Genomic DNA, 12,548 nt, shown 5'->3' on the forward strand with positions numbered 1-12,548 from the left:
AGTGCCGACAATCGAATTAACGCCAACGTTGTTCAGCCCTCGGCAAACTCGCGCAAGACCTTGCCATCCATGCGGTAGCGCACCCACTCCTCCTGCGGTTGCGCACCAAGGGATTTGTAGAAATCGATGGCCGGCGTGTTCCAGTCGAGCACGCTCCACTCGAAGCGACCGCAGTCATTGGCGCAGGCGATTTTCGCCAAGTGCCGCAGCAAGGTTTTGCCGGCGCCGCCGCCACGTTGTTCGGGGGTGATGTAGAGGTCTTCGAGGTACAGGCAGTTGCTGCCCAGCCAGGTTGAATAGCTGAAGAAGAACACCGCAAAGCCGATCGGCAAGCCGTCACGCAGGCAGATCAGGCCGTGGGCGGTGGCGCCTTCGCTGAACAGGCTGCGCTCGATGTCGGCGACACTGGCGATGACTTCGTGGCGGGCTTTTTCGAAATCGGCCAGTTCGGTGATGAAGGCGAGGATTTGCGGGGCATCACTGGGGGTCGCCGGGCGGATTTCGATCGTCATGGACGGGCCTTGTCGGAAAAGGAAAACGCCATACTAAGGCCGTGGGCGGCGCTCGTCACATTCCAAACGTGGTAGAGAGCCCTATGGTGAGGGGATTTATCCCCGACGGGTTGCGCAGCAGCCCATTTTTTGGGGTCGCTACGCGCCCATCGGGGATAAATCCCCTCACCACAGAAGTATCATCAAGCGAAAATCCACGACAGCCTGCAAGGATGCACATGAACGAAACTGCTTTTGCTCCGCTCGCCCCACTCGCTGCCAAGCTGCTGCCCCACGCCCTGGAACCCTCAAACGACGGCGCGCACGACCTCGCGCACCTGCAGCGGGTCTGGCACAACGTGCGCACGTTGCACGAAGGCGAAGGCGGCGATCTGCAAGTCTTGCTCGCCGCCGTACTGCTGCACGACTGCGTGGCCGTCGAGAAAAACTCGCCACTGCGTGCACACGCCTCACGTCTGGCGGCAGAAAAAGCGGCGGCGGTGCTCGCGCAGATGCATTGGCCCAGCGAAAAAATCGCCGCCGTCGCCCACGCCATCGAAGCCCACAGTTTCTCCGCCAACATCAGCCCGCTCACCCTCGAAGCGAAAATCGTCCAGGACGCCGACCGTCTCGACTCGCTGGGCATGCTCGGCGTCGCCCGCACCTTCTACATTGCCGGACGCATGGGCTCGGCGCTGTACGACCCGCAAGATCCCCAAGCGAAGCAACGCGACTACGACGACAAACGTTTTTGCCTCGATCATTTCCAGACCAAACTGCTGCACCTCGCCGACGGTTTCCAGACCGCCGCCGGCAAGCGACTGGCGCAGATTCGGCATCAGCGTCTGAAAAGCTTCATGGAGCAATTGCTGGAAGAAATCGGCATCGTCTGAGCGTTACTCCGGCCAGTGCTGAACCTGACTTCGCCAACCTCAGACCTAACCCGCGCGGGCGACGTGTTAAACAGATGACGCTCAATTTTTTCCGGTCAAGGAACGCGTCATGTCGCAAGCAACGCCGCAAGTGTCAGGCAAGCTGTTTGGCCTGTTCTGCCTCGCCAGTTACCTGTTGTCGCTGTCGTATGGCTCGACGTTTTTGCTGTCGCTGTTGATCGGCTCTCGCGGCGGCAATGAGCACGATGCCGGCAGTGTGATTTCGGCAGCGATGCTCAGTACGTTTGTCGCGGTGCTGGTGTCCGGGCACTTGTCCGACATGCTCGGCGCGGCGCGGTCGATTGCGCTGTTCGGGTTGTTGCTGGTGACGGCGAGCCTGGGTTTTGCGATGACGCCGGGGTTCGGCCATCTGCTGCTGTTCTTCGGTTTGCTATTAGGTCTGGGCTGGGGCGTTTTCTACACCTTGGGGCCGATCATCGTTGCCAGTCTGGTGACCCCGGCGCAGCGTGCGAAGTACTTTGCCTTGCTTTCGGGCAGCATGATGACCGGGATCGGCAGCGGCCCGTTGCTCGGGCGCGCCGCCAGTGCGCTGGGCTGGCCGGTGACTTCGGCGTTTTATCTGGCGGCGTTGGCGAGCCTGATCGGTGTGCTGCTGTTCTGGCGCCTCGGTGCTCGATTGAAAAGCACCCAAGCCACGTCGGCGGCGAAAATCACCTGGCAAGCGACCACTCAAGTCCTCGGCTCGCGCGCGGTGTTTCCGATCATCATGGTCGGGCTCGGCGGCTGTGTATTTGGCGGACTGTCGAGTTTCCAGACCAGTTACGCGACCGCGCGCTCACTGGATTATTCGCTGTTCTTCCTCGGTTTTATGAGTGCAGCGATCAGCAGCCGGATGCTGATCGCAGGTTATGTGGTCAAGCGTGATCCGCTGCGCGCTTCCTGCCTGTTGTCGGGGCTGATGCTCGGCTCGATCGTGCTGTTCGCCTTCGGCGTGCACAGTGGATTCACCTATCTGCTGGCCGCGCTGATGCTCGGCATCGGCTATGGCCTGACGTATTCGGTGATCAACGGCCTCGCCGCCAACGAAGCGCCGACCGGCAGCACTTCGCAGGCCTTGTTGCTGTTCAGTCTTTCGTATTTTATCGGCGTGTTCGGCTTTCCATTGGTGGCCGGGAAAATCATCGTCGAACAGGGGATGGCGACGTTGCTGCTCACGGTATTGGCCGTGGCGCTGGTGAACTGGCTGATCACCGTGGCTCGTCTGCTCTGGCGTCGACTCAACGTCAAAACGGCGACGCCGGCCTAGACCGTTCGTCGCTGATCAGGCACCAATCCGATCACCGGGCAGACCAACGACAGGTAAGGATTCCAATCACTGGAGAAGCCCTATGATCCCGTCAAGGTTGACCGCTTTCGTATTCAGCGCCCTACTCTGCCCTGCGGTTTTCGCCGCATCCGCCACCGCTGCGGGCACCGGCCCTACCGATCCGACCCCGCCCCGCGCCCCCGCCATCAACAGTGCTCCCGGCATGAACACCGATGGTTCCGGCGTACCGTTGATCAATCAGCCGCCCGCCACCGGCACTGATCCGCGCACTCAGGGCAGCGACCCGGGTCGCCAGGGCGGCATGAACACCCCCGATGCCCCTGCCACGCCAGACAACGCGGGCCCCGGCATCGGCTCGAAAACCACCACCGGTGGCTCCGGTTCCGAAGGCTCCGGTCAGTAGTTCGCCGACGCGAGCGTCCTATTCAATCCAATGAAGAGGTAACCATGAACGTCGATAAAAACCTGGAAAAAGAAGTCCTCACCCGACTGCTGCACGCCCACCCGAGTGGCCTGGGCAAGGAGGTGCTGGACAATTACCGGGGCGAAAAAGTCGTGGCTGGCGCCCTCGCCGCCCTGCAGGATCGCGGACTGATTCACCACGGTCATGTGACCTGCAACGAGGCCGGCGAACATTCGTTGAACCTGCCAATCAAGCTCAGCGCCGCCGGTGTCGAGGCTGCACGCAAGCTCGAAAGCTGAGCAATGTGATCGTGTGATCGTGTGATCGTGTGATCATTAATCATGTAGGAGCTGCCGCAGGCTGCGATCTTTTGATTTTCAAGATCAACAGATCGCAGCCTGCGGCAGCTCCTACATGGCAATTCATCTGCCGATGCAAGGAGAAATCCCATGCCTCGTGGAAGCAAAGAAAAATACACCACCGAGCAGAAGCGTAAAGCCGAACATATCGAAGACAGCTACGAGAAAAAGGGCGTGTCGAAGGATGAAGCCGAGGCGCGGGCCTGGGCGACGGTGAACAAACAATCGGGCGGCGGCGAGAAGAGCGGCGGTTCCGGACGCAAGAAACCGGCGAGCGCCAAGTCCGAAGATCGCCAGGAATCAGCGCGGCGCGCAGTGGCCAGTCGCGAGGGACATTCGCGTAAAAGCCCGGCTTCGCGGGATGCGCAGACGGTTGATAGCTTGATGAAGGAGGCCCGGGCCAAGAAAATTCCGGGGCGGTCTTCGATGCGTAAGCAGGAGTTGATCGAGGCGCTGCGCAGAGCCGGCTAAAAGTCCCCTGTAGGAGCTGCCGAAGGCTGCGATCTTTTGACTTTGAAGATCAACAGATCGCAGCCTTCGGCAGCTCCTACATTGGGTTTAGGTGCGACACAGATTCAATGTGGGATCTGGCTTGCCGGCGATTGCTATAAATCAGGCGCCGCTGGACTCACGGATAAACGCATCCACTTCAGCCACCCCCGGCGAGGTCGCCGGCCCCCAGCGCGTCACCGCGATAGCCGCCGCCGCATTCGCCCGCCGCGCCGATTCGTGCGCCGTCAAACCCTGCGCCAACCCCGCCACAAACACCCCGGCATGCGCATCGCCAGCGCCATTGCTGTCCACCGCTTTGACGGCAAACCCCGGCACATGCCGACGCTCACCGCGCTGATGAATCCAGCAGCCTTGCGGACCGTCGCGCACGACCATCAACACGTCTTCAGGCAGATGCTCAGCCAGCCGATCCAGAGCCAGCGCAATGTCTTCAGCGCCGGTAAACCGCAGCGCTTCAACACTGTTACTCGTCCACACATCAATGCGTGGCAGCAGCGCCTGCATCATCGGCGAATCCGGCGATTCCACCAGCGGGCCCGGATCGAAGACCACGTTGACCGAGCCCGGCAACGCCAGCGTCCAGTCGAGCAACGCCTGCGCCTTGCCTTCATGCAACAGGCTGTAACCACTGAGATAAACGTAATCGCCCGCCTCGGCTGCAACGCTGTTCAGATCGTCCTCGGTCACTTCACCTTCAGCGCCGATGTAGGAAATGAAACTGCGCTCGGCCGAAGAATCAGTCAGCGCCACGCACAGACCGGTGTCGCGCTGCGCACGTTCCTTGATGCCGATATGAATGCCTTCGACAGTCATCGCGTCCCGCGCCAGATCGCCGAAACGCCCGGTGCCGTGGCGACCGAGGTACACCACCGGCAAGCCATTACGCACCGCCGCTGCCATCACGTTGAAGCCGCCGCCGGCCTCGAAACCAGCCGACTGCGCGAGCACGTCGCCGCCAATCTGCGGCAGTTTATCCACGGCCATGACCAGGTCGATGATGACCTGGCCGGTGTGCAACATCTTAGGCATGAGCATTCTCGGTTGGCGCGGCGCGGCGATCTTTCGCCCCGCCGAGGACGAAGTAAATGCCACCGGCGACGACAAAGGTCACGATCCAGCCGAGGCCGTTATGGCCCAGCCAGGAGTCTGACAAAAAGCCTTTGAACCAGACGTTCTCGGCGGTGGTGCCGATGGTGGTGAAGCTGAAACCGAGGACGATGGCCATCGCCCACGCGCCGAACGCGCGCCACTCGATGCCGCCGTTGTACCAATAGGCGCTGCGCGGGCTGACGTCGAGCAGGTCTGTCGGGCTGTAGTAGTGACGATGAATCAGGTCAACGATGAAGATCCCGACCCACGCGGTGATCGGCACTGCCAGCAGGGAAATGAAGGTGATGAACGGGCCGTAGAAGCTGTCGGCGATCAGCATGAAGTAGATCGAACCGGCGAAGATCGCGACGATATCGACCACCACCGCGTAGACGCGTTTTACCTTGAGACCGAGGGTCAATGTGGTCAAACCGGCGGAATACACCGACAGGTTGTTCGACAGCAGCAGACCACCGAACGCGGTGATCAGGTACGGCACGGCCATCCACGTCGGCAGCATGTCGCGGATCGCCACGATCGGGTCAGTCGCCGAAGCGAGGTCGTTGTTGCCCACCGACAACAAGCCGCCGAGGGTGATCAACAGCACCAGCGGAATACCGGCGCCGAATGCCGCGGACGCGACCAGACGCACGGCTTTGACGCTGCGATGCTGGTAGCGCGACATGTCGGCGCCAGCGTTGGCCCAACCGATGCCGGTGCCGGCGGCCATGGTACCGATGCCAATGATCATGGCGCTCATCGGTGCTGGCGTGGCGTTGAACACCGCGCTCCAGTCGATGGTCGCGCAGAGGAAGCCGCCGACCAGAAGGTTCAGCGCGCCGAACACGTAGGTCGCCCACTTCTGGATCACCAGCAAGGTCGCGTGGCCGAGGCCCGACACCGACAGGGTCAGCAGGACGAAAATGGCGATGAAGATCAGCGTCAGTACCGGTGCGCTTTTCGCTTCCACCGGTGAGCCGAACAGGATCGAGCACAGTGACAGCAGCACGAATGCGGCGGTGGTGGTGTTGACGGTTTCCCAACCCAGACGCGACATCAGCGAGACCAGCGTCGGGCCGATATTGCCGCGTACGCCGAAGATCGCTCGCGACAACGTCAGGCTCGGCGCACGACCACGGCGACCGGCAATCGAGATGATCCCGACCACGGCAAACGAACCGGCAGCGCCGATGATCGCGACGATGATTGCCTGCCAGATCGCCAGCCCGCGAAACGCCACCAGCGTGGCGCCCAACGGCAGACCGAGGATGGAAATGTTGGCGGCGAACCAGACCCAGAACAATTGCAGCGGATGACCGTTGCACTCGGCTTCCGGCACCGGTTCGATGCCGCGGGTTTCCAGTTGCCCGGCGCTTTGCCCGGCGTTTGCTGAACTCATGAAGGTGCTCCTGTTTGCCTTTTTTGTGGTTGTGGCAATGACGCAAAACGACAAGACATCGCGGCCGTCCTCGGCCTGTCTGCGCGATCCATTGCGGGTTGGAAATTCGAAATTTGCGGTGCGCCTATCGCTGGCAAGCCAGCTCCCACAGGGATCAGGGTGTACACAAATGTGTGTTCACAGCAAAAACCTGTGGGAGCTGGCTTGCCAGCGATGGCGTCAGTTCAATCAGCGCAAGGCCAACAGCCCCTGCACCGATGGCTCAAGCTGAAGATGATTAACGGTTTTCACCGTCTCGATCATCTCGGCAGGCCAGCTCTCAAGGCCCAGGCAGGCCCCGAGCATCGCGCCGAGAATCGCCGCGATGGTGTCAGTGTCGCCACCCAGACTGGCAGCCATGCACAGCGCATCAAACGCGCTCATCTCACCGACCGCAACTTGCTGCGCCAGCGCGAACGAGACCACCACCGATTCCTGCGACGCCACCGAAGTACCGATCACGTCGTAGAGCAAATCCGCCAGCAGAGCCTTGTCGCTATCGACACTGATCGTGCGTGCCCAACTGATGCGCGAGGCGATTCGTCCACCGGCAACCCAGTGACCATGCGCTTCCGCTTGCTGAGCGATTTGCTGAGCGAGGTTCAACGCCTCGCCCAGGTCCATGCCGTTGATGCCGGCCGAAACCACCGCCGCCACCGCCGCCGCGCTGGAAATCCCCAGCGTGGTGTTGTGAGTCACCTGACAGGCCTGCACCACCGCCGCAATAAAGCGCTCGGGATCGGCAACATCCGCCGCGATCCCGACGGGGGTGATGCGCATCGCCGCGCCATTGGTGGTGCCGTAACGCCCGGCCTCTTCCGGCGAATGACCGGCGAGGATCATTTCGATGGCGCGTTTGGTCGACGGGCCGAGCAAATCCTGCGAGCCCTTGGCCTGCATCTCGGCTTCCCACTCGATCAGGCGTTGCGCGAGGATCGCCGGTTCGATATGGCCCTTGCCTTCGACCAGCAATTCGCCGACCAGGATGGCCTGTTCGGTATCGTCGGTGATCGAGCCTTTGGGCATGTTCGCGGCGATGGGTTGCAATGGCCCGGCGTCCTGTAGATCGGTGATCCGGCCGAAGCGCGCCTTGATGGTTTCGCGGTTCAGCGATTGCGTCGGCATGCCCAGCGCGTCGCCGAGGGCCAGGCCATAAAAAGCGCCGAGGGCACGGTTAAGCGGGGTCATTTTGATTCTCCAAATTGCAGGTGCAGACGGAAATGCACCGGGTCGAGCAGGCTTTCGACCTGCTCCATGAAACGGTTCTGCCGGTCGTAGGTGGTGCGCAGGGCTTTGAGGAACACCGTGCCTTCCGGGCGGCCGAGCAGTTCAGCGTCGACGGCGTTCAGCGGTTCGGCGCCGATCCATTGATCACCGCGCTCGCCGATGTAGCCGTAAGCGGCCAGGGTGATGGTCAGGGAATTGTCGATCAGACCGACGCGCGGCAGGCTTTCCAGGCCGCCGGTGGCCGGCATCAAAGAACGTTCAAGGGACACCAGCGTGCCTTCGGTGGAACGGCGACGACGGTCGAGAGTGATGAATTGGTCGGTGCCGAACCGCGACAGCAGGTCGGGGCGGGTCACCGCTTCCAGGCGCAACACTTCGGTGTTGATCATCGCGCCGCTGTCGGCCAGCGCCTGTGCCCAGCCGCTGCGCTGGTCGAGGGCGACACCATCGAAGGTGACGATCGAGCCGACGCCGCCTTGCGTGGCGATGTATTTGCGCCGCTTCAGTTCGGCCAGCGCTTCGCGCAACGTGCCACGGCTGACGTTGAATTCTTGAGCCAACTGATGTTCGCCGGGCAACAGAAAGCCGTCCTCCATGAGACCGCTTTCGATGCGTCGGACGAGTTCGTCGACCACCCGTTGTTTCTTGTCAAATCGTACCTGTCTAATCATGTACAAAGTGATAACCGAAACGGGCGCTAACGGGCAAGAACAATTTCAGCAAGCTGACAAAAGGCGCATCCCCCTGTAGGAGTGAGCCTGCTCGCGATAACGTCGGCACATCCAACATCAACGTGGCTGAAAGTACGCTATCGCGAGCAGGCTCACTCCTACAGTTTTTGCAGTGAACCGGCGTTCACTGCTGACCGCGAATCCCTGTGGGAGCTGGCTTGCCAGCGATGGCGGCGGTACATCCAATATCTGACCGCGAATCCCTGTAGGAGTGAGCCTGCTCGCGATAACGTCGGCACATCCAACATCAATGTGACTGAAAGTACGCTATCGCGAGCAGGCTCACTCCTACAGTTTTTGCGGTGAACCGGTGTTCAGTGTTGACCGCGAATCCCTGTGGGAGCTGGCTTGCCAGCGATGGCGGCGGCACATTCAAAGTTGATGTTGAATGATCTACCGCAATCGCTGGCAAGCCAGCTCCCACAGGTTTGCGTGTCGGGGATGGGATCAGCGTTGTTTGAGGCGGTCGATGACGACGGCCAGCAGCAGGATCGAACCGCGGATAACGTATTGGTAGAAGGTATCGATGTTCTTCAGATTCATCGCATTCTCGATGATCGCCAGAATCAACACCCCGGCGATCACATGCCGAATCATGCCGATCCCGCCGCTCAGCGACACCCCGCCCAACACGCAAGCCGAAATCACCGTCAGCTCAAAACCCTGGCCAATCATTGGCTGCCCGGAAGTCATCCGCGACGCCAGAATCACCCCCGCCAGCGCACCAATCACACCGTGCACCGCAAAGATAATGATCTTGGTGCGATCAACGTTCACGCCCGCCAGCAGCGCCGCTTCCTGGTTGCCACCGATGGCCATGGTGTTGCGCCCGTAGGTGGTGTAATTCAGCAGCCAGCCGAAAAACAGAAAGCAAATGATGGTGATGAGAATCGGCACCGGCACGCCAAACAGCTGGCCGTTACCGAAAACGAAGAACGATTCCTGCGACACGCCCACCGCTTTGCCGTTGGCAAAAATGTACGCCAGACCGCGAACAATCTGCATGGTCGCCAACGTCGTGATCAACGCATTGACGCGCAACTTGGCGATCACAATCCCGTTGATCAGCCCGACAATCAGGCCCATCACCAACGCCGCACTGACACCGAGAAACACGCTGTTGGTGTCACGCATCACCACCGCCGCAACCACGCCGGCGCAGGCAATCACCGAGCCCACCGACAAGTCGAAATGCCCCGACGCCAGGCAATACAACATCGTGCACGCCGCGATCCCGGTGGTGGAAATTGCCAGGCCCAGACCACGCATGTTCAACGGCGAAAGGAAGTTGTCGATCAGCAGCGTACAGGCAACAAAAATGCCCACCGCCGCCAGCAGCATGACCCAGTCATCAAGGAAGCGGCGCATGTCCAGCGGTTTGCGCTCTTTGGGCAGGGTTTCGTTTTGGGTTGTCATCATAGTCACCTCTCAGTTCGCCACGCCGTCAGCGCGGTGGCGCGGCAAAGCCAGTTGCAGCAAGTTGGATTCATTGGCCTGGTCACGGCTGATTTCGCCGCGCAGGGCGCCTTCGCAGAGCACCAGAATGCGGTCGGAAATGCCCATCACTTCCATCAGGTCGCTGGACACCACGATCACCGAAATGCCCTCGGCGGCGAGGTTGTGGATGATCTGGTAGATCTCCGCTTTGGCGCCGATGTCGATGCCGCGCGTTGGTTCGTCGAGCAGCAAGACCTTCATCGGCATCGACAGCCAGCGACCGAGAATGGCCTTCTGCTGATTGCCGCCGGAAAGAAACTTGATCTGCTGGCCGGCATGCGGGGTTTTCACTTTCAGCGCTTTGATCTGTTTGTCGGCGTTGCCCTTTTCCCACAAACCGCGAATCAGGCAACCGAGCCCCGAATGAGCACCACGTGCGCTGATGTTGATGTTCTCGGCGACGCTGGCCAGCGGGATGATGCCTTCCTTCTTGCGATCCTCCGGACAGAGCAAAATGCCCGCCGCAATCGCATCACGCGGTGAGCGCAACTTCAGTTCGTGACCGCGCAGTTCGAGGCGTCCGGCGGTGTTGCGCTCAAGACCACTGAGCAGGCGGAACAGCTCGGTGCGCCCTGCCCCGACCAGTCCGAACAAGCCAAGGATTTCACCCTTGTGCGCCTCGAAACTGATCGGCTCGCGCAAGCCAGGGCCTAGCAAACCGTCGACCTTCAGCGCGACGGCGCCACGTGGACGATGGCGATAATCGTAGATGTCCTGAATGTCGCGCCCGACCATGCAGGTCACCAGTTGATCGTGGGTCAGCTGGCTCATGTCGTCGAAGGTGCGCACGTAGCGACCGTCCTTGAACACCGTCACCGCGTCGCAGATGCGGAACACTTCTTCCATGCGATGGGAGACGTAGAGCACCACTTTGCCCTCGTCGCGCAGGCGACCAATGATCGCCATCAAGCGGTCGATCTCACGGGCCGAGAGGCTGCTGGTCGGTTCGTCGAAGGCGATCACATGGGCGCCGCGCGACAGCGCTTTGGCGATTTCCACCAGTTGCCGCTGGCCGAGGGACAGGCGTCCGACCTTGGTCTGCGGATCGATTTCGTCGGCCAGACCCTTCAAGCAATTCAAGGCTTGCTGACGCAAGGCGCCGCGATTGATCAAACCGAAACTGGCCGGCAGATGGCCGAGAAACAGGTTTTCGGCGACGGTCATTTCCGGCACCAGATGCAGCTCCTGGTGAATCACCGCGACGCCGCTGCCGATGCTGTCGGCGGTCGACCTGAACGCCATGGTCTGCTCGCCGATCTGCAACTCGCCGCTGCTCGGGATGTAAGCGCCACCAAGGATTTTCAGCAGGGTCGATTTGCCGGCGCCGTTCTCGCCCATCAAGGCGTGAACCTGCCCCGGATGCGCGACGAAGCTGATGGCGTCCAGCGCCTTCACACCGGGAAAGGTTTTGCCGATCCCGTTGAAGCGCAGGCTGCCGCTGGAGCTGTGTTGTTGTGTCTGTACTTGCGCGTGCATAAAGCCACCTCTTCACACCGAAAAACGGCCCGGCTGCCCGGGCCGTCGCTGCATCAGTTCCACAAGCCGATTTTTTCCAGCTCTTGCTTGAAGTTTTCGCGGGTGATCAGGGTGACGTCGTCCATCGCGGTGTACTTCGGCGGTTCTTTGCCGGTGGTGACCCACTCGTACATCATCTCGGCGGTTTTGTAGCCCTCGATGTGCGGGCTTGGCAGCATCGAGCCGAAGAAGCCGCTGTTAGGCTTTTTCAGTTCGCCAATGGCGTCGGTGCCGTTGATGCCGATGCCGATCACGTTGGTCGCGGCAAAACCGGCCGCTTCAGTGGCGCGCACGCCGCCGAGCACGGTGTTGTCGTTCATGCCGCCGATGATCAGGTTTTTCGCCGCGCTCGGCAGTTTCACCAGCGCCGAGTTGGTGGCGTCCATGCTGCCCGGTACGTCGAGGGTTTTCAGCGCGGCAAAGAGGATGTGATCCTTCGGCATGCCGGCGTCTTCAAGGGATTTCACCGAGCCGTCAGTGCGTTTCTTGCCGGTGTCGAGTTCGTTGTAGGTGTTGACCACCGCGTAGGTGTCTTTCCAGTCCCAGTTGCGTTTTTTCGCTTCGGCGACCATCGCGTTGCCTTGCTTCTGGCCGACTTCAAACGCGGCCATGCCGAGGTATGGCACGTCTTCCATGAACTTGCCGTTGGCGTCGACGAAACGGTCATCGACAGCAATCACTTTCAGGTCATTGAGTTTGGCTTTGGCCATGATTGCCGGCCCGAGCGAAACGTCCGGCGGGCAGATCACGAAGCCCTTGGCTCCGTTGGCGGCGAGACTGTCGATGGCCGAGAGGGTTTTCTCGCCATCTGGCACAGCAATCTTGATCAGTTCGAAGCCCTTGTCCTTGGCGGCTTTCTCGGCGAAAGCCCACTCGGTCTGGAACCACGGCTCTTCAGCCTGCTTGACCAGAAAACCGATTTTCACGGTGTCGGCAGCGAGCAGCGAACTGCTCAGGCTGAACGCAGTGACCGCCAGGGCGGTAGTGCACAGGGTACGAATCCCGAAACGACGTTTCATAAGCTGACTCCTTGTTATTTTTTTTGAGCAATGTTTTGAAAAGCGT

13 protein-coding genes are annotated in these 12,548 nt (G+C 60.8%); 5 read left to right on the plus strand and 8 right to left on the minus strand.

Annotated features, from left to right (window positions below; translation table 11 throughout):
- Positions 1-32: 32 nt before the first annotated feature.
- Entirely contained in the window at positions 33-512 is a 480-nt protein-coding gene (locus ACQ4MY_RS27330) for a GNAT family N-acetyltransferase (RefSeq protein ID WP_008085506.1), read from the minus strand.
- 218 nt (positions 513-730) lie between these two features.
- Here ACQ4MY_RS27330 and ACQ4MY_RS27335 point away from each other — a divergent pair, with 218 nt between their 5' ends.
- The 5 genes from ACQ4MY_RS27335 to ACQ4MY_RS27355 all read left to right on the plus strand — a co-directional run bounded on the left by ACQ4MY_RS27335 (position 731) and on the right by ACQ4MY_RS27355 (position 3,944).
- Entirely contained in the window at positions 731-1,384 is a 654-nt protein-coding gene (locus ACQ4MY_RS27335; RefSeq protein ID WP_440097072.1) for an HD domain-containing protein, read from the plus strand.
- 109 nt (positions 1,385-1,493) lie between these two features.
- Positions 1,494-2,690 carry an MFS transporter gene (locus ACQ4MY_RS27340; protein ID WP_440097073.1) on the plus strand — a complete coding sequence of 399 codons (1,197 nt, stop codon included), beginning with the start codon at positions 1,494-1,496 and terminating at the stop codon, positions 2,688-2,690.
- A gap of 82 nt (positions 2,691-2,772) precedes the next feature.
- Entirely contained in the window at positions 2,773-3,114 is a 342-nt protein-coding gene (locus ACQ4MY_RS27345; RefSeq protein WP_008085503.1) for a hypothetical protein, read from the plus strand.
- Between the two features lie 44 nt (positions 3,115-3,158).
- Positions 3,159-3,413: a hypothetical protein gene (locus tag ACQ4MY_RS27350; protein WP_008085501.1), complete on the plus strand. Its 255-nt coding sequence runs from the start codon at positions 3,159-3,161 to the stop codon at positions 3,411-3,413.
- Positions 3,414-3,563: 150 nt separating this feature from the next.
- On the plus strand, positions 3,564-3,944 hold the full coding sequence (locus tag ACQ4MY_RS27355; RefSeq protein ID WP_440097074.1) for a Rho termination factor N-terminal domain-containing protein: 381 nt from the start codon (positions 3,564-3,566) through the stop codon (positions 3,942-3,944).
- Between the two features lie 141 nt (positions 3,945-4,085).
- Here ACQ4MY_RS27355 and ACQ4MY_RS27360 read toward each other — a convergent pair whose 3' ends face one another.
- The 7 genes from ACQ4MY_RS27360 to ACQ4MY_RS27390 all read right to left on the minus strand — a co-directional run bounded on the left by ACQ4MY_RS27360 (position 4,086) and on the right by ACQ4MY_RS27390 (position 12,502).
- Positions 4,086-5,015, minus strand: a complete 930-nt coding sequence (locus tag ACQ4MY_RS27360; protein ID WP_440097075.1) for a PfkB family carbohydrate kinase — start codon at positions 5,013-5,015, stop codon at positions 4,086-4,088.
- Positions 5,008-6,474: a purine-cytosine permease family protein gene (locus ACQ4MY_RS27365; RefSeq protein WP_440097076.1), complete on the minus strand. Its 1,467-nt coding sequence runs from the start codon at positions 6,472-6,474 to the stop codon at positions 5,008-5,010. Before ACQ4MY_RS27365 ends, ACQ4MY_RS27360 begins: the two co-directional genes overlap by 8 nt.
- A 228-nt stretch (positions 6,475-6,702) precedes the next feature.
- Positions 6,703-7,701 (minus strand): ADP-ribosylglycohydrolase family protein, encoded by a 999-nt coding sequence (locus tag ACQ4MY_RS27370; RefSeq protein WP_440097077.1) that lies wholly within the window; start codon positions 7,699-7,701, stop codon positions 6,703-6,705.
- Positions 7,698-8,411 (minus strand): GntR family transcriptional regulator, encoded by a 714-nt coding sequence (locus ACQ4MY_RS27375; protein ID WP_158830366.1) that lies wholly within the window; start codon positions 8,409-8,411, stop codon positions 7,698-7,700. The genes ACQ4MY_RS27370 and ACQ4MY_RS27375 overlap by 4 nt, the downstream gene beginning before the upstream one ends.
- A gap of 507 nt (positions 8,412-8,918) precedes the next feature.
- Positions 8,919-9,887, minus strand: a complete 969-nt coding sequence (araH, locus tag ACQ4MY_RS27380; protein WP_045123308.1) for an L-arabinose ABC transporter permease AraH — start codon at positions 9,885-9,887, stop codon at positions 8,919-8,921.
- Between the two features lie 12 nt (positions 9,888-9,899).
- Entirely contained in the window at positions 9,900-11,444 is a 1,545-nt protein-coding gene (araG, locus tag ACQ4MY_RS27385) for an L-arabinose ABC transporter ATP-binding protein AraG (RefSeq protein WP_440097078.1), read from the minus strand.
- 53 nt (positions 11,445-11,497) lie between these two features.
- The gene (locus ACQ4MY_RS27390) at positions 11,498-12,502 is read right to left on the minus strand and encodes a substrate-binding domain-containing protein (protein WP_008087257.1); all 1,005 of its coding nucleotides are present in this window, start codon (positions 12,500-12,502) and stop codon (positions 11,498-11,500) included.
- Positions 12,503-12,548 lie beyond the last annotated feature (46 nt).

The sequence above is a fragment of the Pseudomonas sp. SM4 genome (genome assembly GCF_051913165.1).
Taxonomy (GTDB): domain Bacteria; phylum Pseudomonadota; class Gammaproteobacteria; order Pseudomonadales; family Pseudomonadaceae; genus Aquipseudomonas.

Bases quoted from the DNA above. Each gene is read 5' to 3' on its own strand.
- ACQ4MY_RS27330 (WP_008085506.1), bottom strand. From the start codon at position 512: ATGACGATCGAAATCCGCCCGGCGACCCCCAGTGATGCCCCGCAAATC.
- ACQ4MY_RS27335 (WP_440097072.1), top strand. From the start codon at position 731: ATGAACGAAACTGCTTTTGCTCCGCTCGCCCCACTCGCTGCCAAGCTG.
- ACQ4MY_RS27340 (WP_440097073.1), top strand. From the start codon at position 1,494: ATGTCGCAAGCAACGCCGCAAGTGTCAGGCAAGCTGTTTGGCCTGTTC.
- ACQ4MY_RS27345 (WP_008085503.1), top strand. From the start codon at position 2,773: ATGATCCCGTCAAGGTTGACCGCTTTCGTATTCAGCGCCCTACTCTGC.
- ACQ4MY_RS27350 (WP_008085501.1), top strand. From the start codon at position 3,159: ATGAACGTCGATAAAAACCTGGAAAAAGAAGTCCTCACCCGACTGCTG.
- ACQ4MY_RS27355 (WP_440097074.1), top strand. From the start codon at position 3,564: ATGCCTCGTGGAAGCAAAGAAAAATACACCACCGAGCAGAAGCGTAAA.
- ACQ4MY_RS27360 (WP_440097075.1), bottom strand. From the start codon at position 5,015: ATGCCTAAGATGTTGCACACCGGCCAGGTCATCATCGACCTGGTCATG.
- ACQ4MY_RS27365 (WP_440097076.1), bottom strand. From the start codon at position 6,474: ATGAGTTCAGCAAACGCCGGGCAAAGCGCCGGGCAACTGGAAACCCGC.
- ACQ4MY_RS27370 (WP_440097077.1), bottom strand. From the start codon at position 7,701: ATGACCCCGCTTAACCGTGCCCTCGGCGCTTTTTATGGCCTGGCCCTC.
- ACQ4MY_RS27375 (WP_158830366.1), bottom strand. From the start codon at position 8,411: ATGATTAGACAGGTACGATTTGACAAGAAACAACGGGTGGTCGACGAA.
- araH (WP_045123308.1), bottom strand. From the start codon at position 9,887: ATGACAACCCAAAACGAAACCCTGCCCAAAGAGCGCAAACCGCTGGAC.
- araG (WP_440097078.1), bottom strand. From the start codon at position 11,444: ATGCACGCGCAAGTACAGACACAACAACACAGCTCCAGCGGCAGCCTG.
- ACQ4MY_RS27390 (WP_008087257.1), bottom strand. From the start codon at position 12,502: ATGAAACGTCGTTTCGGGATTCGTACCCTGTGCACTACCGCCCTGGCG.